The organism is Arenibacter sp. F26102 (assembly GCF_023015865.1).
Lineage (GTDB): Bacteria > Bacteroidota > Bacteroidia > Flavobacteriales > Flavobacteriaceae > Arenibacter.
Genome location: NZ_JALKBC010000006.1, coordinates 95902 through 119355 on the forward strand (window position 1 = coordinate 95902; position 23454 = coordinate 119355).

Consider the following 23454-nt stretch of genomic DNA (forward strand, 5'->3'; position numbering starts at 1 on the left):
ATTTGGTTTAGTATTGAATGGACTTTGGTTAGTTATAAAAAAACAAATTATTTAGAATAGGCTATAAATAAATGGAGCCAAGGCAGACTCGCTCATTACTACTATTAAGAATCCCATAATTAATAGTATTGTGATAAGAGGTAGTAGCCAAAATTTTTTTCTGTTCTTAAGGAATAGCCAGAGTTCGTTAAAAAATTCCATGTATAAAGTTTTATGTTTTATTTATTTTGAATCTACTTAAACTTGTTTCAATAAAATTGGATTGTTTAAATCACCTCACATATTAAATAATTCATATTCAATGGCAAATTAGTCCTAATACGAATTACGAGTCTCTAACCTAATAATATTTCCACTACCGAAGTGCCATAGGAACATTAATAGATTGGAAAGATAATATTGTTTTAACCAAATCAAAATAAATGTTCGAGGTCTGAAGGGGAATAGGTGTGATTCCTTTGAATCATAACTGAGTCCGTACCCTTTTTAAAGTCCTTTAACCTAAGTGTATCCTTTCCTAGAATTCTCCGAAAGATACCTACAGGGGTTACTACAAGAAAAAAAATAATAGCTAAAATGATATGCGAGTTAAATTTACCCATGATTTTGGAAAACTTAAACCACAGATATGTAAAGGGATAAAAAACAGAAGGAAGAAGAATAGTAACAAACCCAATTACTATGGCACAAATAAAAAATTTATTTGTACTAAAGTGAATCCCCAAAATCATAAAAACAATAGCAACGATAGTCCCGAAATCCTTAAGCTGTTCCCTTTTTACTTCCACATAATAACTGTTCTTTCCTTTTTCCATTTTATTTAACCTTGTTTTATTTTTTAAAAATTACCAGTGCAGCTTTATTTTTTTATCCATTTCAAACGTTTCTTTAGTGTATTTAGTTGGGTTTTCCATAATTCACATTCCAAAATATTCAGGTGTTATTTCAATTATAAACTGAAATCAACGTAAGAAAATAAGGCATTTACAATTGAAAAAATATAAAAAAATATACACATAACTACTGTAATTCCAGTATTTGGCAATATTTTCGCTTGTGATTTCCAATGTTGAAATTACTGAAATTTTCTAAGGCCCTAAGGGCACAGTTTAAAAGTGTGAAGAATGTAGAATTCTTCCTTTATAGATTGACGACAATTTTAGCCCAATCACAACATTTGGATATGACCAAAGAAGATAGCAATGGCGCGTCTAAAAGTCTTGATATAAAGCGATACTAATGGCCTCCCTTATTTTAGATATGCTCACAATTGCATTTAAAAAATTCAATAATACACCACCCAAAATAAAAAATCCCCTGATTTAAATAAAATCAGGGGATTACTATGTTGGCCTACTAGGACTCGAACCTAGAACGACTGGACCAAAACCAGCTGTGTTACCAATTACACCATAGGCCACTACCTCGTTTGAGCGTGCAAATTTAGAACAAAGTTTTATATGCACAAATATTTTTAAGCCATATTCCAAAAAAAATAATGAAATATTCTTCCATTGCCCCTTAACAAAGGGGTTTCAAATATGTTTATATTGCTTTTATACACAGTATCACATATGGAGTACATTGCCAATGGGCTAATAATAACAGATATTTTGACCTAAAATCATGTTAAAGGTTTATGAAATATATATCCCTTTATGTTATTAAATTAGTAAATTCGCCCTTCGGATAAACGACAAACCGCATGTTTTCAAAAAATTTCAAGAAATGGGACACCATCACTGGATGGTTTGTTTTTTTTATAGCCCTTATAACTTATGCCATAACCGTTGAACCCACTAGTAGTTTTTGGGATGCAGGTGAATATATTTCAACAGCGGCCAAACTACAGGTAGGACACCCACCAGGAGCACCTTTATTGCAGATGATCGGGGCATTTATGGCCATGTTTGCCTTTGAACCTACACACGTTGCCAAGATGGTAAACCTTGTTTCGGGGGTTTCCAGCGCATTCACCATACTTTTTATGTTTTGGACCATAACCAACCTCACCAAAAAGCTTATTTCCAAGGAAGAAGTTATTACCAATAGCAGGGCTTTGGCAATTTTAGGTAGTGGATTGGTGGGATCTCTAGCCTTTACCTTTACGGATAGTTTTTGGTTTAACGCCACAGAAACAGAGGTCTACGCCATGGCCAGTTTAATTATGTCATTATTGCTATGGCTTGGATTAAAATGGGTGGACGACTTGGAGAATCCACGAGGCAATAAGTGGATCGTACTCATCTCCTATGTAGTAGGACTCACCTTCGGTATTCAATTTATGGGCTTCCTGGCCATACCGACCATTGGCCTCTTGTATTATTTTAAAACCTACAAAACAACCACAATTAAAAATTTCCTTTTAGCCAATATTATTGTAGTGGCCATTTTAATGTTGGTGTATAAGTTTTCTTTGACCTATGTATTGAAAGTCTTTGGTTGGAGCGAAGTATTTTTCATCAATACTATTGGATTGCCATTTAACTCGGGTACCATAATTATGGGGCTCATTTTTATTGCTGTCTTTTACTGGGTGTTGCGCTATACACGCAACAACAACTTTACCACAGCCAATACTATAGTACTTTGCCTGATGTTTTTATTTTTAGGGTTCTCTTCATGGTTAATGTTACCTATTAGAGCAAATGCCGATGTGGTAATCAACGAAAACGACCCGTCGGATGCCCGATCTCTATTGGCTTATTACAACAGGGAACAGTACCCAGGAGTAGACAGTCCAGTCTATGGCGCGTACTATTCGGACACTTTTGCTCCTGCAGGGGACGATAAAGACGAGAAACCCAAATACGAAAAAGATTTAAAGGCCGGAAAATACATTATAGTCAACAATTACAAAGATGCCTTACAAGGTCCAAATCCTAAACACGTTGGACTTCTTCCCCGGATGTGGAGTGAACAGAATGCCGAGAACTATATGAAGTATTTTGATCCGCTGACTTTTAAGATCAAATCCGATTACCTTGGAAACAATGAACTAAGGGATGCCGTAAACCAATTTAAGGACGGTTATGCCAAGGGAGAAATAGACACCGCCCAATACATGAGATTCCTTAGGGAGTTTGGCGAATATATTGATGTTGAACCACCAACGGTCATGCAAAATGTTAAATACATGTTGGAATTTCAATTCGGCTATATGTATTGGCGCTATTTTATGTGGAATTATGTTGGTAAGCAAGATGATATTCAAGGGAGATATGACAATCATGGTAACTGGTTGAGCGGCATAAACTTTATAGATAGTGCCAGGCTCGGAAGTCAGGAAAACCTCCCTAGCGATATTAAGAACAACAAGGGAAGAAACACTTATTTCTTCCTGCCATTGCTATTGGGAATTATTGGCCTTGTTTTCCAAATAAGCAAGAATCCCAAACAATTTTGGGCATTGTTCGTGTTCTTTATGTTCACCGGTATTGCCATACAGTTTTATACAAATCCAGCCATTTTTCAGCCCAGGGAACGAGATTATTCCCTTGTAGGCTCATTCTATGTTTTCGGCATATGGATAGGTTTGGGTGTCTACGGACTTTTTGACGAATTTCAAAAACTATTGAACCCTAAAATATTGGCTCCCGGCATTACTGTTTTATGCCTTTTGGCCGTGCCAGGAGTTCTGGCATTCCAAAATTGGGACGATCACGACAGGTCTAACAGGTTTACTACCAAATCCACTGCAATGGCCTATTTGCAATCTACCAAGGAGGACTCCGGTGCCATTTTGTTCACCATTGGGGACAACGATACTTTCCCATTGTGGTACGCTCAGGAAATTGAAGGATTCCGGACAGATGTACGCGTGGTCAACACCAGCCTTTTTGCCACTGATTGGTATATAGACCAAATGAAAAAGAAGGCCTATGAAAGCGACCCAATACCTTCCCAACTTACCCATGAGGTTTATCGTTGGGGTTCAAGGGATGCTATTTACTTTAACGAGCTCACAGAAAGCAGATGGGACATTAAAGACTTTATGAATTGGGTAGGCAGTGACAAAGAACAAACCAAATTTAGAAGTATCTTACAGAAGAAAGGTGCAGATTTGAGTCAGTATTCCGAAAGCAATCTAGATGTTGTATATTATCCAACCAATAAAATTAGGGTTCCGGTAAATAAGAAAAACGTCTTGGAGAGCGGCTTGGTCAAAGCAAAGGACTCGGCCCTTATTGTGGACTACATAGATATTGACCTTCCCAAAAGTGCCTTGCCCAAAAACCGTATCCTTATGTTGGATATTATTGCCAACAATGACTGGAAACGCCCTATATATTTCTCTGGAGGAAGTTTTGACCCGGCAGAGTATATCTGGATGAAAGACTACCTTCAATTGGATGGACTTGTTTACAAATTGGTCCCCATTAAAACAACGAACAGAAGTTCTTACGAGATGGGCAGGGTAGATGGCGACCTTATGTACGACATTGTAAAACAATGGGATTGGGGAAATGCCGGAAGCCCGAATATTTACCACGATCCACAGACCCGTACACAGGCACTATCATTCAGAGGTAATTTGGCCCGACTTACAGAAACCTTGATCAACGAGAACAAGATAGAAAAAGCCAAAGATGTCATTAATATTGCCATGGAAAACATGCCCGTGGAATATTTCGGTTACTACGCCTTTGTTGAGCCCTTTGTAGATGGATATTTCAAAGTAGGGGAAACCGAAAAGGCTAGAAATCTATTTCAAAAACTTAAAAGGATCTATCAGGAAAAATTGGATTATTACGCCAACCTACCCTTTGAGGAGCAACGCCTTTTTCTGGATGAAATTATTCCGGATTTGGAGGCCTACAGCAGAAATATAGATATACTGATCACCAATCAGGATAAGGAGATTGCTGAAAAGGAGACCCTAATCTTTAATGAATATATCGCGAAGTTTGAACGATTTTACCGTAACGACCCCATGGAGCAAATACAGGCTCCGACCTCCGATCCGGATTTAATGGACTCCACAACTATGGATGCCATTCCGGAAGAAGAATTGGACAGCATTGCAATACCCGAATAAGGGATAAAAAAAACCGAGACATGTGTCTCGGTTTTTTTATGCGTTTTAAATTAGTTATAAATATTCATTGAGTATTCCGATGAGGGTATTTGCATCCTGTTCCCCACTTTGCCTCCAGACCATTTCGCCTTTCTTGTATATCATCAGGGTAGGCAATCCTTTCACTCTCAACGCCTGGGATAGTTCCTTATTCTTATCCACATCGATCTTAATAACTTTGCCCTTATCGCCCAAAGCGGCGGCTACATCCCTTAATACAGGGTGCATGGCTGTTGACTGTTCGTTCCACTCTGCGTAAAAATCCAATAGCACGGGAACATTTATATCAATTAATTCACCAAATTTAGACATATATATACGTTGTGTTATAAATCAAAAATAAGAAAAAATGTTAAAATACAACTAGTGCTATCATTTTTGTAGAGAAGGTTGTTGTTAAATTCACGTTAAAGACCTCTTTTTTAGGGTTATTACCGTAATTTCCGGCCAGATACCTACCCTTCCAGGGTAACCCAAAAACCCAAATCCCCGGTTTACATTAATCATTTGGCCCAATTCCTCGTACACCCCTGCCCAATACTTATACCTCCACTTTGCAGGACTCCATTTGACCCATCCAGGAATTTCTATACCAAATTGCATACCATGGGTATGTCCGCTTAAAGTTAGATGATAATGGTAATCATCCTTTAGGACTTGGTCTTCCCAATGGGAGGGGTCATGGCTCATTAAAATTTTAAAATCGTCCTTATTAATTTTGGATACGGCCTTTTTAAGGTCACCCGCTTTTTTAAAACCTCCCCTACCCCAATTTTCGACTCCGATCAAGGCAATCCTATCCTCTCCTTTCTGCAAATACCTGCTATCGTTGAGCAATAGATCAAAACCCATTTCCTTTTGTAAATTTTTCAGGTCGATCAAATTGTTTCTCTTGGCTTCTTCCGTCTCCCAATCCACATAATCCCCGTAATCATGATTCCCTAGTACTGAAAATTTACCGTCCTTGGCACTCAATGTTGAAAACAGATCTTTCCAAGGCAACATCTCCTCTGCCATATTATTTACCATGTCGCCGGTAAAAAGCAATAAATCGCTTTTTTGCCGATTAATAAGGTTTATTGCGTATTCAATTTTCTCCCTATTATCAAAACTGCCACTGTGCACATCCGATATTTGTGTAATTTGATACCCATCGAAGCTACTTGGCAAATCATCAAATTCCAAATTATATTTAAGCACTTTAAAATTGTACTTCCCCTTCAACATACCGTACAACAATGCGGAAAATGGCAATGCTGCTATACCCATGGCCGTTGTACTCAAGAAACGTCTGCGCTGTGGTAGACTAAATTCCTTTGTTCCCCCAAATATTTTATGATAGCCTGCGGAAAGAAACCTAAAAATATCCTCGGAGAATAAAAAAATAATAGTAATCAACTTAAAAGTGAGCATAGCAAGCAAGAGACCAAATGCGTAACTCTTTGGAACACTCAACACCCTACCCGGGTCATCGCCCATTGTAAACTGATAGATGAAATTCCCTATAACAAAGAGCGATAAGACCATATAGGCATAATAGACCCAAGGGTAGCGGGTAGCAGCCCTTAAAGCCTGTAATGTATATATCCCAAGAGTAATATAAATAACAATGAAAACAATCCAACGAAGCATCCCTTAATTTTTTAGTAAAGATATTGGTTTCTAAACCTTTAAATATCTTTTTATTTTTCTTTAACTAGGCGGACAACTTCTTTCAGGGTAGCCATATGACTAATGGCTATTTCATCGTCCCTAAGGAAGCTGGGGGTGCTCATTGGAACTACAGGTATCTGATCAAGAGTCTTATGAAATTTTATACCGGTCAAATGTATTGCTCCAAAACCTTTCTTCTTGAATTCCAACACATTGGCATCCAGTATACCACCTCCTGGCATAATAACAGTTCTCTTGGATTTTTTCTGCAGCTTTGACAATAGGTCGATTCCAGCGACCGAAGAATTTTGTTGTCCAGAGCTCAAAATGGTATCTACTTCCAGTCCCTCCAATTGCTGTAACGTTGCCATAGGACCACTAACCCAATCAAATGCTCTATGGAAGGTAAATTGCATAGGCCTGGATAATTTGATCAATTCTTTAGTTCTTTCAACATCCAGAGTAAAGTCCTTGTATAACACTCCTGAAACAATCCCATTAAAACCCAGTTCTTTGCACAGTGCAATATCTTTCTTCATTATCTCAAACTCTAGATTGGAATAGGTAAAGTCGCCACTTCTAGGCCTGATCAATACATTTACAGGAATAGAAACGTACTCCTTTATCAATTTCAGCAGTCCAAAAGAAGGAGTTGTCCCCCCTCCTGCTAGTTCAGTACATAATTCAATTCGGTCAGCACCAGCTTTTTGGGCATTTACCGCAGATTCTAAAGAATTGGCGCATACTTCTACAATCATATTTCTTATATTTAGGACCTTAAAATTAAGTAACACATTCTTATGAAAAGAAGAAATTTCCTTAAAAATTCCACCCTAAGTACCGCCGGAATAATTTCAGCGCCACTTTTTGCATCCTGCCCAGAAACAAAAAAGGAACTACCTCCACTTGCAAATACCCCAGTAAGTATAAAACCTATTGTAATCTGCACTTGGAATTTTAAGAATGCAACAGCAAAGGCCTGGGATGTTTTAGAAAAAGGAGGCTCTTCATTGGATGCAGTAGAACAAGGGGTAATGGTAGAGGAAGCAGATCTTAGCAATGAAACCGTTGGTAGCGGAGGTAGACCGGATAGGGATGGCCATGTTACCTTGGACGCCTGTATTATGGACAAAGATGGCAATTGTGGGGCAGTGCTCTGCATGGAAAATATAGCCCACCCTATTTCCGTTGCAAGAAAGGTAATGGAAGATACACCCCATGTAATGTTGGCCGGAAAAGGAGCGGAACAGTTTGCTTATGAAAAAGGATTCCCAAAAACCAATTTACTGACCGAAAAAGCCAAAAAAGATTGGCTGGAGTGGAAAAAGAAATCTAAATACGAAACCATTATCAACATAGAAAACCACGACACCATAGGCATGCTGGCCATTGATAAAAATGGTGATATAGCAGGAGCCTGTACCACAAGTGGAATGGGTTACAAAATGGCCGGGCGGGTTGGCGACTCCCCTATTATTGGTGCCGGATTATTTGTAGACAACGAAGTTGGCGGGGCAACAGCAACAGGAGTCGGGGAAGAAGTTGTACGAACGGTTGGCAGTTTCTTGATCGTGGAACTAATGCGGCAAGGGAAATCGCCACAGGAAGCCTGCGAGGAAGGTGTAAGACGGATTATGGAAAAGAACAAGGACAGAAGGGATTTCCAAATTGGCTTTATTGCCATCAATAAGAATGGAGAAACTGGTGGATACTGCATACATCCTGGATTTAGCTATAGTAGCTTTACAGAGGCAGGACAAACCAACAACACAACGGAGACTTTTTTGAAATCCTAAATATCTATTTCACAAAACCCAAATCTTTTAATAAGAATCAAAAATAATGGCAGAACAAAAGAGACTTTTTTTACTTGATGCATACGCACTGATTTTTCGGGGCTACTACGCACTTATCAAAAATCCAAGAATCAACTCCAAGGGAATGGATACCTCTGCCATAATGGGATTTATGAATTCTTTATTGGACGTAATAAGAAGGGAAAAACCAGATCATTTGGCAGTTTGTTTTGACAAGGGAGGAAGTGCGGACCGTACGGAAATGTTCTCAGAATACAAAGCCAATAGGGATGCCACTCCAGATGCCATAAAAATAGCCGTGCCCTACATCCAAAACATTTTGAAAGCCATGCATATTCCGGTAGTGGAATTGGAAGGAATGGAGGCCGATGATATTATTGGCACCTTGGCCAAGCAGGCGGAAAAGGAGGACTATAAGGTATTTATGGTTACCCCGGATAAAGATTTTGGACAGCTAGTATCCGAAAACATATTTATGTACCGCCCAGCCAGAATGGGCAACGGAATTGAAATTTGGGGCATTCCTGAAGTCCAAAAACGATTTGGCGTTGAACGCCCGGAACAAGTTATAGACTATCTGGGAATGATGGGTGATGCTAGTGACAACATCCCAGGATTACCTGGAGTTGGCGACAAAACAGCCAAAAAATTCATCGAGGAATTCGGTTCTATGGAAAATTTGCTTGCCAATACAGATAAATTGAAAGGCAAAATGAAGGAAAAAGTCCAAGAAAATGCCGAACTCGGAATCCTATCCAAAAAACTGGCCACCATATTTGTGGATTGCGACGTAACCTTTAACGCCAAGGATTATGAACTCTCTATGCCCGATGGCGAAAAAGTTCAGGAGATTTTCGAGGAATTGGAATTCCGTAGACTTAAGGACCAATTTCTTAAACTCTTTTCAGAGGAATCTGATGAAGCCAACACAGATGATCAAAAACAGGACAACAGCCCTGTTTCAAAAAAGAAACCCGCGGAAGCCGGCGGCGGTCAATTTTCATTATTCGGTGGTGACGGTCAAGTTACCGGAGGCACTATAAAAGAGGTATCCAGCAGAAAAAATATTACCGAAGTTTCACATATATACCAAAGCGTTCTTCCCGGTATGTCCATGAAACTTTTTGTCCAGAATTTAATGAAGCAGGCCTCCGTTTGTTTTGACACGGAAACTACAGGATTAAATCCACTTACGGCCGAATTGGTAGGCATTGCATTTAGCTGGGAGGCCGGAAAAGGTTTCTATATTCCCTTTCCCGAAGACAGAAAGGAAGCCCAGAACATTATTGAACAATTAAGGCCATTTTTTGAAGCGGAAGGGATTGAAAAAATTGGGCAGAACTTAAAATACGATATTAAGGTACTGCACAAATACAATGTATCCGTAAAAGGCAAATGTTTTGACACCATGCTGGCCCACTACCTAATTAACCCGGACATGCGCCACAATATGGATGTACTGGCGGAAACATATTTAAACTACACCCCAGTTTCCATAACCGAACTCATAGGTAAAAAAGGAAAAAACCAATTGTCCATGAAGGATGTTCCTTTGGAAAAGCAAACCGAATATGCGGTGGAGGATGCAGATATCACTTTTCAATTGGCCCAGCACTTTAGGCCGGAATTGAAAGAGGCTAACACCGAAGAATTATTTAATAACATAGAGATTCCCCTTTTACATGTCTTGGCGGATATGGAACAGGAAGGCATCAATTTGGATAAGGCATTTTTGAATTCGCTCGCCAAGGATTTGGACGACGACATAAAAAACTTGGAATTAAAGATTTTCGAGGAAGCAGGACAAGAATTCAATATAGCTTCACCAAAACAATTGGGCGAAATACTTTTCGATAAATTGAAGTTGGTAGACAAACCCAAAAAAACCAAAACAGGTCAATATTCCACGGCCGAAGATGTACTTTCCTATCTAGCAAAAGACCATGAAATTATCCAAAGTGTATTAGAATATCGCGGACTAAGCAAATTAAAAAGCACCTATGTGGATGCCTTACCGGAACAAATAGAGGAAAGCACCGGCAGGGTACATACGGATTATATGCAAACGGTGGCAGCTACGGGCAGATTGAGTAGCAACAACCCTAACCTACAAAACATACCTATACGTACAGAACGAGGAAGACAGGTAAGGAAGGCATTTATTCCAAGAAACGAAAATTACACCTTATTGGCGGCAGATTATTCACAGATCGAATTACGGATAATTGCTGCATTAAGCGAGGAGACTACAATGATAGAGGCCTTTAAGAACGGAGAGGATATTCACGCTTCTACAGCGTCCAAAGTATTTAACATTCCCTTGGAAGAGGTGACCAGAGAACAGCGAAGCAATGCCAAGACTGTAAATTTCGGAATCATATACGGAGTATCGGCTTTCGGATTGAGCAACCAAACGGACCTATCCCGTGCCGAAGCCAAAGAACTAATAGATACCTATTATAAGACCTACCCCAAATTACGCAATTACATAAGCCAACAAATAGATTTCGCTAGAGAAAATGGATATGTCCAGACAGTTCTGGGCCGGAGAAGGTACCTTAAGGACATTAACGGCAGCAATGCCATTGTTCGTGGAGCTGCGGAACGCAATGCCGTAAACGCCCCTATACAAGGAAGTGCCGCGGATATCATAAAAATTGCGATGATCAATATTCACAAAAAGCTTAAAGAAGGAAATTATAAAAGCAAAATGCTCCTACAAGTACATGATGAATTGGTCTTTGATGTATATAAACCCGAATTGGAGGAATTAAAAACAATGATCAAATCGGAGATGGAAAACGCCTACAAATTATCCGTACCATTGGATGTGGAACTGGGTGTTGGGAACAACTGGTTGGAGGCCCATTAAGCCTAACCCTTAATAATCAAAAAGCGGAATGCAATTAGGTTCACCCCTTGGCATTCCGCTTTTTATTTTATCACTTTTTCCCGAATCTTATTTCCTTTTAAAAATAAGCTGTCCGCCTGCATTTAAATTTGGGATATCCAAATCTGAGGCATCTACGGTCATGATATCGCCATCTATAGTAACATCTACGGTAATAGTTTGTTGATCTTCATCGGTATAGGTAAGTTGACCATTCTCATAGACATAAACTGTAGTTTCGGTATCCTTTTCTGTCGGACAAGGAATATCAAACCCATTACCCTCGGAATTTAAACCTATTTCTATATACTGAACAGAATTTTCAATGATGACGGTTAAATCCGCTTTAAACTCAAAACTCAACACATAACAGTCTTTCAAGGTTAAAAAATTCAATAAATCCCTTGCATTTTTTTCATCATCACTCGCAGTATCATTATTTACCTTAAGCTCATGTGCCTGCCAAATCCCCACGATTGTGTCTTCATTGGAATTATCATCTTTACTGTCTGAAGAACACGAAAAGAAAAGACCAGTAACCATTAAAATAAGTAAAAATTTAAATTTCATCATTTTAGAATTATATGTTGTTTTAAACGCTAACGTATTATAAACCAAATTAGTATTCCATTAATACAATTACTGAGAACCCTACCCTCTCCTTTCACAACACCGGAAAGCCAACGAGAATTAAGCAACAACATCCCTAGGAAGCAAAATATTCAAACTTGATTTTTAGTATTTGCATTTGCACAGAGGGGTAAATCAACCTAAAAGAAATTAAACCAGACATGAAGTTTTGGTGCAGGTAAAAAGTAATTATTGTGGCAAAAAGGGTTTACAAAGTTCACCTCTAGCATTTATTATTGGAAAAAACTATAAATAATAAGAAACAACCATTTGGAATTCAACTTAATAATTGTACATTTGCAGCCCGTTAAACGGGATTGAAGTGTTTAATCAATAAATATATTAGTGTGGATACATTAAGCTACAAGACGATTTCGGCCAATAAGGCGACCGTTGACAAACAATGGTTACTAGTTGATGCTGAAGGAGAAACATTGGGCCGTCTTGCTTCTAAAGTAGCGTTGTTACTTAGAGGGAAGCGCAAGCCTAATTTTACACCACATGTTGATTGTGGAGATAATGTTGTTATTATCAATGCAGAAAAAATCAACTTGACCGGAAAGAAGTGGGATTCAAAAACCTACGTTCGCCATACCGGTTATCCAGGAGGCCAGAGGTTTACAACGGCTAATGAAATGTTGGCTAAAGACCCAGCGCGTATAGTAGAGAAATCGATAAAAGGTATGTTGCCCAAGAATAAATTGGGTGCAGAGCTTTTCCGAAATCTTAAGGTATATGCTGGCACAGCCCACAATCAAGAAGCACAAAAACCAACAGCAATTAACTTAAACGATTTTAAGTAATGGAAATGATTCATAAAATTGGTAGAAGAAAGACTGCAGTTGCCCGAGTTTATGTTACCGAAGGAAAAGGTGACATTACGATCAACAACAGAGACTTAAGCAACTATTTTCCTACTGCAACATTACAGTACAAAGTAAAGCAACCATTTGCCTTAACAAACAACGAAGAAAACTTTGATGTTAAAGTTAACGTATATGGTGGTGGTATTACAGGACAAGCGGAGGCTGTTCGTTTGGCATTATCCAGAGCATTATGCGAAATGGACGCTGAACACAGATTGGTTCTTAAACCAGAAGGTCTTTTAACTAGAGATCCTAGAATGGTTGAACGTAAGAAATTCGGTCAGAAGAAAGCCCGTAAGAAATTCCAGTTCTCCAAACGTTAATACTGTATTAACAAAACAAATACTGAAATTCCGCAGTGCTCTTGATTATTATCAGGGACAACTTGCAAGTTTCGGTGTAATTTTTAATTGTTCATTGAAAACCCTTGTCATAGGGTAAGTAATAATCCTGAATTTAATCAATTGGTTTTCCCTCCGGGGAAAATCCGATAGAAGACATATTCCGGATAAATTAGTTTAGCATCTAAATATTAAAGGCTGCCAATGGGTACCACTTTAGTATTGCTAATTCAAAGGAACGTAAACTAAAAAATAAAAATGGCAAACAAAGTTGAAGTAAAAGACCTTTTAGAGGCAGGTGTACATTTTGGTCACCTTACCAGAAAATGGAATCCAAACATGGCTCCTTACATCTACATGGAGCGTAATGGGATTCACGTTATCAATCTTTACAAAACAGTTGCAAAACTAGAGGAGACCAATGAGGCCCTTAAAAAAATTGCAGCTTCAGGTAGAAAAATACTTTTCGTAGCTACCAAAAAACAAGCAAAGGATATTGTTGCTGAAAAAGCAGGTAATGTTAATATGCCTTACATCACAGAAAGATGGCCAGGTGGTATGTTGACCAATTTCGTTACTATTCGTAAAGCTGTTAAGAAAATGGCTTCTATTGATAGAATGAAGAAAGACGGTACCTTTAACACACTTTCCAAAAAAGAACGTTTACAAGTTGATCGTTTACGTGCAAAATTGGAAAAGAACTTAGGTTCCATTTCTGAAATGACTCGCCTACCAGCTGCTTTGTTCATTGTTGACACAATGCGTGAGCACATTGCGGTAAAAGAAGCTCAAAAATTGAACATTCCAATTTTTGCTATGGTAGATACCAACTCTGACCCACGACAAATAGACTTTATAGTACCATCCAATGATGATGCTTCCAAATCTATTGAAGTCATTATGGCATCTGTAACTGCAGCTATTGCCGAAGGATTGACTGAACGTAAATCTGAAAAGCAAAGTGATAAGGAAGGTGGAGATGAAGCCAAGCCTAAGGAGAAAAAAGCTAAGGTAGTTTCAGAAGAAAAGGCATCAGAAGAAAAAGCAGCACCAGTAGAGAAAGAAGCTAAAAAAGCTCCTGCTGCTGACGACCTTACCAAAGTAGAAGGTATTGGTCCAAAAATTGCTGAAATTTTTCAAGAAGCAGGTATAAACACTTTTGCTGATCTAGCCGACAAATCAGAGGAAGATCTTAAGGATATCCTTACCGAATCTGGCCCAAGATACGCTTCCAAAAATCCAGCATCATGGCCTAAGCAAGCTCAAATGGCTGCAGATGGCAAATGGGATGAATTACAGGAATGGCAAGATAGCGTTAAAGGAGGAGTAGAATAATCCGCTTTTAATATAATAGAATATAAATTTAACATTCACCTGGATTAGGATTGCATAACAGTTCTAATCCAGATGAAAATTAAAAGAAAATAAAATGGCTAAAATTACCGCCGCAGAGGTAAACAAATTAAGACAAACAACTGGTGCAGGCATGATGGATTGCAAAAATGCATTGGTTGAAGCTGAGGGAGATTTTGAAAAAGCAATTGAAATCCTTCGTAAAAAAGGACAAAAAGTTGCCGCCAAGAGAGCCGATAGGGATTCTTCTGAAGGAGCTGCAATTGCAAAAGTAAGTGCAGACAACACTACCGGGGTTATTATTTCCCTAAACTGTGAAACCGATTTTGTTGCAAAGAACGATACTTTTGTTGCTTTGGCCAACGATTTGGCAGACCTTGCTTTGAATTTTGATACTAAAGAAGCTTTCTTGAATGCCGATTTTAAAGGAACCTCTGTACAAGACAAACTTACAGAACAAACTGGTGTAATAGGTGAGAAAATTGAAATAGGTGGATTTAGCAGACTTTCTGCTCCATTTGTTGGTTCATATATTCATGCTGGAAACAAAATAGCTACACTGGTAGGACTTTCTGCTGCTGTTGATGGTGCAGAAGTTGCCGCTAAGGATGTTGCTATGCAAGCCGCTGCAATGAATCCAGTAGCCTTGAACGAAGAAGGTGTTGACCAATCTGTCATCGATAAAGAAATCGAAATTGCCAAAGATCAACTACGTCAGGAAGGAAAGCCTGAAGCCATGTTGGATAACATCGCTAAAGGAAAATTAAATCGTTTCTTTAAAGACAACACTTTGGTTAACCAAGATTTTATCAAGGATAGCAAACAAAGTGTAGCCCAATACGTAAAATCTGTTGATTCCAAATTGGAAGTAACCGGATTTAAAAGGGTAGCTTTAGGATAATCCCAAAAGCATCAAACATATAAAAAAAGCGCCTTTACAATGTAGAGGCGCTTTTTTTATGCACTAAAATTAGATTATTAAATTTGTAAGCTCGGAAAAAGGTCCAGAAAATCTGATATTAATTCCCTACCAATCTAGCAACAGGTTGCCAGAATGCATTATGAGATCAACAACATAATACCTTTTCGCAATTGCTTAGACCCCATCAATTAACCATTCAACCATGCTTCCCGAAGTTCGATCTGTTTATCGCTGGCCCCATCCACAGAAACCAACTTAACGACGTTTAAGGTAGGTATGCCAACTTTCCCGGTCAAGGTAATTTCCTCATCCCCTCTTTGCACCACCAAAACAATTTCCTTGTCTGAATCCCAATTTATGCTCTGACCTATAAGCAATCGAATATTGACCAGATTGGTAATTTTACCATCAACACTCTTGATGATATCCCCGCCTTGGGCGCCCAAATTATTGAAAAAGCTATTTAATTGAATTCCTTCCCTCACAAAAATGGCATTGTCATTTGAAGGGTCTACATCTATATAAGGGACCTCACCGTCAAAAAAATATCCTGTAGATTGCTCCTGTTCCGTTGCGAGCAGCCCCACCTTTTCCCAATACTTATCATAGTCAATAGGTATCTCTCCAATGACATGGTCATTAAAAAATTTCCCGATTTCTGGATACGTCATAGCAACGATTTCATCAATCAATTTATCATCCTCAAAAGGCATGGAATCCCCATATTTTTTGGAAAGTTCCTTCATCAACCACAATACACCCTTCTTTCCTCCGCTTAATTCTCTGAGGTTAATATCCAAAGCCATGTTTATTAAAGCTCCTTTTTCATAAACGTTGGCATAATTATCCTTATAGGGCTCCTCCAAAATATTATTACTCATTACCGTAAAGGACATACGATCGTCAAAGGTTTTAGACCTCTCGACCTTTTCCATAAGACGTTGATAAAAATCCTCCTCGGTAATCAACCCCTGCTGAATTTGAAAAAGATTGGCAAAATATTCGGTAGTCCCTTCATACATCCATAAGTGCATGGACATCTTGGGGTCATTAAAATCAAAATATTGTATCTCATTGGAGTGGATCGTCAAGGGAGTAACGATATGAAAAAATTCATGGGCTACCGTGTCAAAAATTGCCTCCTCCAAACGCTCCTTTGATATTTGCTCAGGCATTACCACCACTGTAGAAGTATGGTGCTCCAATGCACCAAAACCTGTAGCATCATTATCATCCATATTGGAAAGATAGAGGATAATAGTGTAATGTTTTGTACTGTTTATTTCTCCCAAAAATGCCTTTTGTGCCCGCATCATTTTCTCCATTCCCGCCTTTAAACTAGTGGCCGTAAAATGACCATTGGGAGAATAAACACTTAGGGTTACCGCAATATCGTTCACTTGAAATGTTTCCGTACTGGGTTTAGAGTACATTATAGGGTTATCAATAACCTCAAAGTAACGTTTGGCCACAAAAACATCTGTTTCCGGCTTATTTACATCCTGAATTCCCTTGGTCAAGGAAGTTACTGGCTCCAATCCATTAGGGGCAATAATTTCCAATGAATACGGTATTTCCTCAAGGCCGTCAAAATACCCCACAAAGCCATGGAGGTTCAACATAAAGTTCTTCCCCTCAAGAATATTGGTACCGGCAGGTGAAAAGACATGCTCATCAACCTCCGTCTCGGTATCATAGGTGTCGTTTACCCAATAATCAATCCTATCCAGGTCCTTGGCATTGATAACCCTCCAAGTATTATCATCCAACTTATCCACTTTTAACTCCCCACCCTTGTAATCGATAGCCTTGAATTGCTCTATATATTTTCCATAATTATCGTCACTGTAGGTACCAGGCACTGTCTTAGGAATAAAAAAAGAAATTGTGTCCCTCGCAAAGGCGCCAGGATCTAAAACCACATTTACCTTATCATCCACAACATTGATTAAATCGATTTTCGCAACAACAGAAGTCTTACCGGTAGTCACCAATGTCTTTGTGGAACCACATGCTTGAAGCACTAATATTGCAATTCCAAAAAAACATAAATTTTTAAATAACCTTAATTTGTTTGACATTTTCATTTGATATTATTTATTGTAGGCCTCAGAAAAGCTAAAAGCCCCATTGTGAAAATAGGCCAACATATAGCATATTACCTATATAAATTAGTGGAACTCCAGTATTTGACACAAGATTATAAAAATAATTCAACCTTCCCATGTCCATTATGAAATAATTAAGGATACACGAATCGTCCAGCACAAGACGCTTCATAAATATTTTTGATTATTTTTGTTTCAAATTAATCAACATCAAGATGCAATATAAAAGAATACTTTTAAAACTCAGCGGGGAAGCCTTAATGGGAACCAAGCAGTATGGGATAGACGGGCAACGTCTATCCGAATATGCCGAGGAGATCAAAGAAGTGGTAGACAAGGGTATAGAAGTAGCCATTGTTATTGGTGGAGGTAATATTTTTAGGGGCTTGACCGGAGCCAGCAATGGAATGGACCGGGTACAAGCTGATCATATGGGCATGTTGGCCACCGTAATAAATGGATTGGCGCTACAAAGTGCTTTGGAATTAAAGGGAGTACAAACCAGGCTACAATCTGCCATAAAAATAAATGAGGTGGCAGAACCTTTTATCAGAAGACGCGCCATGCGACATTTGGAAAAAGGCAGAGTTGTAATATTTGGAGGAGGCACAGGCAACCCTTATTTTACTACAGATTCTGCTGCTGTTCTACGGGCCATAGAAATTGAGGCCGATGTAATTTTAAAAGGTACCAGGGTTGACGGGATTTATACCTCCGACCCAGAAAAGGACAAAACAGCCACGAAGTTCGATACCATCACCTTTAAGGATGTATTGACAAAAGGTCTAAAAGTCATGGACACCACCGCCTTTACCTTAAGCCAGGAAAACGAATTGCCCATTGTGGTTTTTGATATGAACAAAAAAGGAAACCTTATGAAATTGGTTTCAGGAGAAAATATAGGAACGGTCGTGAATCTATAGTTTTGGCACTATTTGTGTTAAATCAATTTAATAAAAATAGCATATGAACGAAGAAATTCAATTTATACTGGACACTGCCAAGGAAGGAATGGATAGTGCCATAGCCCATTTGGAAAAAATGTTTATAAAAATTAGGGCGGGAAAAGCAAGTCCTGTAATGTTATCCAGCGTAATGGTGGAATATTACGGTTCCCCTACCCCTTTGTCCCAAATTGCAAATGTGAATACTCCCGATGCCCGAACCTTGTCCGTTCAGCCATGGGAAAAAAACATGCTGCACGAAATTGAGAAAGCTATAATGAACGCCAATCTTGGATTTAATCCTATGAACAATGGCGATTTCGTAATTATCAACGTACCTCCCCTAACGGAAGAACGCAGGAGAGATTTGGTAAAACAGGCCAAAGCGGAAGCAGAGGACGCCAAAATTGGTGTTCGTAATGCAAGGCAGGAAGCCAACAAGGAAATTAGGGGCTTAGAAGTGTCCGAAGATTTACAAAAGAACGCTGAAGGTGATATACAGGCACTTACAGACAAATATATAAGAAAGATCGACGCCTTCCTTGAAGCCAAAGAAATTGAAATTATGAAGGTGTAACCATCAAAAATTACCTTTATTAAAAGAGCGACCAATTGGTCGCTCTTTTAATATCCACAAACTATTTACCCATTTAAAATATAATATACCAGAAGTCTACCATACAGGTTTAATGTTCGGTCTGCAGCACATCCTTATAACCAACTATTTAGTGCAAGCTTTCTAGGAACAATAACAATCATTCTCTACCTTTGCGCTCGAATATTTTTAGGATTCAACAAGCTACTCTACAATTGGGATGACTTATTGGATTTAACGGTTTACTTGCCCAAAAAGGCATTTTAAAATAAGACGTTTCACTAGATGGTTGCAAAGTTAACGCGAGGATTTTGGGCAAAAATAGCAAGGATAATACTCAGGAACAGAATTCTAATTCTAGTCCTTTTAGCCATCATGACTATCTTCATGTCCATGCAATGGGACAAAATGAGGTTTTCCAATTCACAGGCCAATCTCTTACCGGACCATCATCCTGTTAATCTGGAATACCTTTCTTTTTTAGAACAATTTGGAGAGGAAGGCAATGTAGTTGTTATAGCGGTTAGGGACAGTTCACTATTTACCCCTGAAAAATTTAATCGCTGGAACAAGCTTAGCAAACAATTGGGGGCATTTCCTGAGGTAGACTTTGTATTGTCCACGGATAACCTGCAAGAGCTCATAAAGGACACTGTAAAGCAAGAATTTGTTATGCGGCCTTTTTTAAAGCAAGCTCCTAAAACCAAAAAGGAGGTAGATAGTTTAACCAATCACCTTTTTAACAACCTACCCTTTTATGACAATCTTATCTACAACAAAAAAACACACACCATACGTAGTGTAATATATTTGGATAAAGATATCGTTAACACCTCTGTACGTAAAGACTTTATTCTGGAAGACCTTTCCACTTTGGTCAAAAATTTTGAAAAGGAGACCCAACTGGATGTGCATATTTCCGGAATGCCCTACATAAGGACCATGAACTCCCAAAACATCATTGATGAAATAGGGAAATTTATTCTTGCTGCACTTGGGGTTACCTCTTTAATTTTCTTTTTCTTTTTTAGAAGTTTTAGGGCGACGATTATTTCCATGTTCGTGGTGATTATTGGGGTCATGTGGGCGTTTGGAATTTTAGGTCTGTTACAGTATGAAATTACAGTACTAACTGCCCTTATTCCACCATTAATTATTGTTATCGGTATTCCCAACTGTATCTTCCTTATAAACAAATACCAACAAGAAGTAAAGAAACACGGCAACCAGGCATTATCATTACAGCGTGTAATATCAAAAATTGGCAATGCTACCTTAATGACCAATGTTACCACTGCTTCCGGTTTTGCCACATTTATTATAACTGACAGTAAATTACTTAAGGAGTTCGGCATTGTAGCCTCTATAAATATAATTGGAATATTTGTGCTTTCCCTTTTGATAATTCCTATTATCTATAGCTTTATGTCGCTTCCAAAAGACAAACATCTGAAGCACTTAAACACCAAGTGGATAGAAACTTTTGTAAGCTGGATGGAAAGCATTGTTAGGGATAGGAGGATTACGGTTTATATTGTTTCTATTGCCCTTTTGGTAGCCAGCATTATTGGCATTTATCAAATAGATATTTCGGGAAGTCCTATAGAAGATATGCCAAAAAAAGCTGAATTTTTTCAGGACATACGATTTTTTGAACAAGAGTTTGATGGAATAATGCCGGTAGAAATAGTGGTGGATACCAAAAGACCCAAAGGCGTCCTAAAACCGTCCACTCTAAAAAAAATGGATGAATTAGGAACGGTGATTCATGAGATTCCTGAACTATCCAGAGCGGTTTCCGTAGTAGACCTTGTTAAATATTCCAAACAGGCCTTTTACAATGGCATCCCAAAATATTATCAACTCCCTACTTCCCAGGAGAATACTTTTATCATGGATGTGGCAAGAAAATCTGCGGATAACGGCAATCTCCTAAGTAGTTTTGTGGATAGTACAGGACAAGTAGCTCGGATGACCACCTACATGAGGGACGTAAAAACATCCCGAATGGAAATTATCGAGGCAAAACTAAGGGAGAATATTGATAAAATATTTCCCTCGGACAGGTACAAGGTTACCATGACTGGAAGTGCCCTCCTATTTTTAAAGGGGACCAAATATTTGGTGAAAAACCTGATCATGTCCTTGGCTTTGGCCATAGGCCTAATTGCCCTCTTTATGGCCTATTTGTTTAGATCGTTTAGAATGATCGTAATTTCCTTAATACCAAACTTATTACCTCTGGTAGTAACGGCAGGTGTCATGGGGTTCGTGGGTGTACCCATAAAGCCCTCTACCATACTGGTGTTTAGTATCGCGTTTGGAATTTCTGTAGATGACACCATACATTTCTTGGCAAAATACAGGCAGGAACTCATAGCCAACCATTGGAGAATAAAGAAATCGGTCTATGCCGCGTTGAGAGAAACCGGAGTAAGTATGTTTTACACCTCCATTGTCCTGTTCTTTGGATTTTCGGTATTTGTTATTTCAAGTTTTGGAGGAACGGTAGCTCTAGGGGCATTAGTTTCCGCCACCTTATTGTTCGCTATGCTGGCCAACCTTATCCTATTGCCCTCACTACTGCTTTCCCTGGAAAGAAGCATTGCCAACAAACAGGTGCTGAAAAAACCACAAATAGACATTCTCCCCAAGGAGGAATTAAATATCCCGGACAAGGAAGAATAATCTATTTATTAAAATATTTTTACCTGGAATATACAGGTATATACTCAATTTATATTTTTGCAAAAAGGCTATCTTTGCCACTTAATTTAGAAGGAATTCAAATGAATACAATTAGCGTAAAAGAGCTATTATCTGCCGATCATTTAAACCAAGAGGTCAATGTTAATGGTTGGGTAAAAACCTACAGAAGCAATAGATTTATTGCCTTGAACGATGGGTCTACCATAAACAATATACAGTGTGTAGTAAATTTTGAGGAATTTGATGAAAATATACTTAAACAAATAAATACAGGAGCAGCACTTGGAATAACTGGTACATTGGTGGAGAGTCAAGGTAAAGGACAATCCCTGGAGATACAGGTTAAGGAAATAAAGGTACACGGGGGAGCGGATCCAGAAATCTATCCAATTCAACCTAAAAAGCACTCCTTGGAGTTTTTAAGGGAGAAGGCACATCTTCGGGTACGAACAAATACCTTTGCGGCCATTATGAGGGTACGCTCGTCACTCTCTTTTGCAGTACATCAATATTTTCAGAAAAATGGATTCTTTTACGTCCATACCCCAATAATTACAGGTTCGGATGCGGAGGGAGCCGGAGAAATGTTCAGAGTATCTACCTTGGACAACAAAAAACCTCCCTTGACGGAAAAGGGAGAAATAGATTATAAGGAAGATTTCTTTGGAAAAGAAACCAATTTAACGGTATCGGGACAATTGGAAGCAGAAACTTACGCCATGGGATTGGGAAAAGTTTACACCTTTGGCCCTACCTTTAGGGCAGAAAACTCCAATACATCCAGACATTTGGCCGAATTTTGGATGATCGAACCTGAAGTAGCCTTTAATGACCTGGATGCCAACATGGATTTGGCAGAAGATTTTATTAAGGAAGTAATTAAGTACGCCTTGGAAAATTGTTTGGAGGACCTACAATTCTTGGAACAGCGATTATTGGACGAAGAAAAAAGCAAACCACAGGCAGAACGTAGTGAGATGCCTTTGATCGAAAAACTAAAGTTTGTGTCGGACAACACCTTTAAGCGTGTAACCTACACGGAAGCCATAGATATATTAAGAAACTGCAAGCCGAACAAAAAGAAACAATTTAAGTATCTTATCGACGAATGGGGAGCAGATCTCCAAAGCGAACATGAGCGCTATTTAGTGGAGAAACATTTTAAATGTCCTGTAATACTATTTGATTATCCTGCAAAAATAAAGGCCTTTTATATGCGTTTAAATGAGGATGGCAAAACGGTTAGGGCCATGGATATACTTTTCCCTGGAATTGGAGAAATAGTAGGAGGATCGCAACGTGAAGAGCGTTTGGACATCTTATTGGAGAAGATACAGGCACTAGGCATTGACGAAAAGGAACTTTGGTGGTATTTGGACCTTAGGAAATATGGATCAGCCGTACATAGTGGCTTTGGACTTGGTTTTGAAAGGTTGGTATTGTTTGCAACGGGAATGGGGAATATTAGGGATGTAATACCATTCCCAAGAACGCCTCAAAATGCCGAATTCTAATCATTATTCTTTAACTTTATAGGAAAGATTATCAA

The 23454-nt window shown here is 38.7% G+C and carries 17 protein-coding genes and 1 tRNA gene; 11 read left to right on the forward strand and 7 right to left on the reverse strand.

Annotation, left to right across the window (positions count from 1 at the left end):
* Positions 1-51: 51 nt before the first annotated feature.
* Together MWU78_RS10260 and MWU78_RS10265 are read right to left on the reverse strand one after the other, a co-directional pair.
* Positions 52-201 carry a DUF5989 family protein gene (locus MWU78_RS10260; RefSeq protein ID WP_246997593.1) on the reverse strand — a complete coding sequence of 50 codons (150 nt, stop codon included), beginning with the start codon at positions 199-201 and terminating at the stop codon, positions 52-54.
* 1147 nt (positions 202-1348) lie between these two features.
* Positions 1349-1420: transfer RNA gene (locus MWU78_RS10265), tRNA-Gln, on the reverse strand.
* Between the two features lie 285 nt (positions 1421-1705).
* On the opposite strand from MWU78_RS10265, the gene MWU78_RS10270 reads away from it, so the two are divergent.
* Complete coding sequence (locus MWU78_RS10270; RefSeq protein WP_246997595.1) at positions 1706-5038, forward strand: DUF2723 domain-containing protein; 3333 nt, start codon at positions 1706-1708, stop codon at positions 5036-5038.
* Positions 5039-5092: 54 nt separating this feature from the next.
* Here the strand turns inward: MWU78_RS10270 and MWU78_RS10275 are convergent, their stop codons facing one another.
* From MWU78_RS10275 to MWU78_RS10285, 3 genes are all read right to left on the reverse strand, one after another.
* Positions 5093-5389: a thioredoxin family protein gene (locus MWU78_RS10275; protein WP_072862855.1), complete on the reverse strand. Its 297-nt coding sequence runs from the start codon at positions 5387-5389 to the stop codon at positions 5093-5095.
* A 90-nt stretch (positions 5390-5479) separates the two neighbouring features.
* The gene (locus tag MWU78_RS10280; RefSeq protein ID WP_246997597.1) at positions 5480-6709 is read right to left on the reverse strand and encodes a metallophosphoesterase; all 1230 of its coding nucleotides are present in this window, start codon (positions 6707-6709) and stop codon (positions 5480-5482) included.
* A gap of 50 nt (positions 6710-6759) precedes the next feature.
* Positions 6760-7488 (reverse strand): copper homeostasis protein CutC, encoded by a 729-nt coding sequence (locus MWU78_RS10285; RefSeq protein ID WP_246997599.1) that lies wholly within the window; start codon positions 7486-7488, stop codon positions 6760-6762.
* Positions 7489-7530: 42 nt separating this feature from the next.
* Between MWU78_RS10285 and MWU78_RS10290 the strand changes: the two genes are divergently transcribed.
* Together MWU78_RS10290 and polA are read left to right on the forward strand one after the other, a co-directional pair.
* On the forward strand, positions 7531-8526 hold the full coding sequence (locus tag MWU78_RS10290; protein WP_246997601.1) for a N(4)-(beta-N-acetylglucosaminyl)-L-asparaginase: 996 nt from the start codon (positions 7531-7533) through the stop codon (positions 8524-8526).
* 46 nt (positions 8527-8572) lie between these two features.
* Entirely contained in the window at positions 8573-11419 is a 2847-nt protein-coding gene (gene polA / locus MWU78_RS10295) for a DNA polymerase I (protein ID WP_246997603.1), read from the forward strand.
* Between the two features lie 87 nt (positions 11420-11506).
* On the opposite strand, the gene MWU78_RS10300 is transcribed toward polA, so the two are convergent.
* Complete coding sequence (locus MWU78_RS10300; protein WP_246997605.1) at positions 11507-12010, reverse strand: hypothetical protein; 504 nt, start codon at positions 12008-12010, stop codon at positions 11507-11509.
* A gap of 404 nt (positions 12011-12414) precedes the next feature.
* On the opposite strand from MWU78_RS10300, the gene rplM reads away from it, so the two are divergent.
* From rplM to tsf, 4 genes are all read left to right on the forward strand, one after another.
* Positions 12415-12870, forward strand: coding sequence for a 50S ribosomal protein L13 (gene rplM / locus MWU78_RS10305; RefSeq protein ID WP_103441760.1), 456 nt, complete (start codon positions 12415-12417; stop codon positions 12868-12870).
* Entirely contained in the window at positions 12870-13256 is a 387-nt protein-coding gene (rpsI, locus tag MWU78_RS10310; protein WP_246997607.1) for a 30S ribosomal protein S9, read from the forward strand. The genes rplM and rpsI overlap by 1 nt, the downstream gene beginning before the upstream one ends.
* 276 nt (positions 13257-13532) lie before the next feature.
* Positions 13533-14609 (forward strand): 30S ribosomal protein S2, encoded by a 1077-nt coding sequence (rpsB, locus tag MWU78_RS10315; protein WP_246997609.1) that lies wholly within the window; start codon positions 13533-13535, stop codon positions 14607-14609.
* Positions 14610-14703: 94 nt separating this feature from the next.
* On the forward strand, positions 14704-15528 hold the full coding sequence (tsf, locus tag MWU78_RS10320) for a translation elongation factor Ts (RefSeq protein ID WP_246997611.1): 825 nt from the start codon (positions 14704-14706) through the stop codon (positions 15526-15528).
* Positions 15529-15737: 209 nt separating this feature from the next.
* On the opposite strand, the gene MWU78_RS10325 is transcribed toward tsf, so the two are convergent.
* On the reverse strand, positions 15738-17636 hold the full coding sequence (locus MWU78_RS10325) for a peptidase M61 (protein ID WP_348647078.1): 1899 nt from the start codon (positions 17634-17636) through the stop codon (positions 15738-15740).
* 236 nt (positions 17637-17872) lie between these two features.
* On the opposite strand from MWU78_RS10325, the gene pyrH reads away from it, so the two are divergent.
* From pyrH to asnS, 4 genes are all read left to right on the forward strand, one after another.
* Positions 17873-18580, forward strand: a complete 708-nt coding sequence (gene pyrH / locus MWU78_RS10330) for a UMP kinase (RefSeq protein WP_246997613.1) — start codon at positions 17873-17875, stop codon at positions 18578-18580.
* 43 nt (positions 18581-18623) lie between these two features.
* Entirely contained in the window at positions 18624-19178 is a 555-nt protein-coding gene (frr, locus tag MWU78_RS10335; protein WP_246997615.1) for a ribosome recycling factor, read from the forward strand.
* 303 nt (positions 19179-19481) lie between these two features.
* A complete protein-coding gene (locus tag MWU78_RS10340) occupies positions 19482-21884 on the forward strand; it encodes an MMPL family transporter (RefSeq protein WP_246997617.1) in 2403 nt (800 codons plus the stop codon).
* 101 nt (positions 21885-21985) lie between these two features.
* Positions 21986-23419, forward strand: coding sequence for an asparagine--tRNA ligase (asnS, locus tag MWU78_RS10345; protein WP_246997619.1), 1434 nt, complete (start codon positions 21986-21988; stop codon positions 23417-23419).
* The last annotated feature ends 35 nt before the right edge of the window (positions 23420-23454 follow it).

Coding starts and splice junctions, on each gene's coding strand:
- MWU78_RS10260 (WP_246997593.1), bottom strand. CDS start 201: ATGGAATTTTTTAACGAACTCTGGCTATTCCTTAAGAACAGAAAAAAA.
- MWU78_RS10270 (WP_246997595.1), top strand. CDS start 1,706: ATGTTTTCAAAAAATTTCAAGAAATGGGACACCATCACTGGATGGTTT.
- MWU78_RS10275 (WP_072862855.1), bottom strand. CDS start 5,389: ATGTCTAAATTTGGTGAATTAATTGATATAAATGTTCCCGTGCTATTG.
- MWU78_RS10280 (WP_246997597.1), bottom strand. CDS start 6,709: ATGCTTCGTTGGATTGTTTTCATTGTTATTTATATTACTCTTGGGATA.
- MWU78_RS10285 (WP_246997599.1), bottom strand. CDS start 7,488: ATGATTGTAGAAGTATGCGCCAATTCTTTAGAATCTGCGGTAAATGCC.
- MWU78_RS10290 (WP_246997601.1), top strand. CDS start 7,531: ATGAAAAGAAGAAATTTCCTTAAAAATTCCACCCTAAGTACCGCCGGA.
- polA (WP_246997603.1), top strand. CDS start 8,573: ATGGCAGAACAAAAGAGACTTTTTTTACTTGATGCATACGCACTGATT.
- MWU78_RS10300 (WP_246997605.1), bottom strand. CDS start 12,010: ATGATGAAATTTAAATTTTTACTTATTTTAATGGTTACTGGTCTTTTC.
- rpsI (WP_246997607.1), top strand. CDS start 12,870: ATGGAAATGATTCATAAAATTGGTAGAAGAAAGACTGCAGTTGCCCGA.
- rpsB (WP_246997609.1), top strand. CDS start 13,533: ATGGCAAACAAAGTTGAAGTAAAAGACCTTTTAGAGGCAGGTGTACAT.
- tsf (WP_246997611.1), top strand. CDS start 14,704: ATGGCTAAAATTACCGCCGCAGAGGTAAACAAATTAAGACAAACAACT.
- MWU78_RS10325 (WP_348647078.1), bottom strand. CDS start 17,636: ATGAAAATGTCAAACAAATTAAGGTTATTTAAAAATTTATGTTTTTTT.
- pyrH (WP_246997613.1), top strand. CDS start 17,873: ATGCAATATAAAAGAATACTTTTAAAACTCAGCGGGGAAGCCTTAATG.
- frr (WP_246997615.1), top strand. CDS start 18,624: ATGAACGAAGAAATTCAATTTATACTGGACACTGCCAAGGAAGGAATG.
- MWU78_RS10340 (WP_246997617.1), top strand. CDS start 19,482: ATGGTTGCAAAGTTAACGCGAGGATTTTGGGCAAAAATAGCAAGGATA.
- asnS (WP_246997619.1), top strand. CDS start 21,986: ATGAATACAATTAGCGTAAAAGAGCTATTATCTGCCGATCATTTAAAC.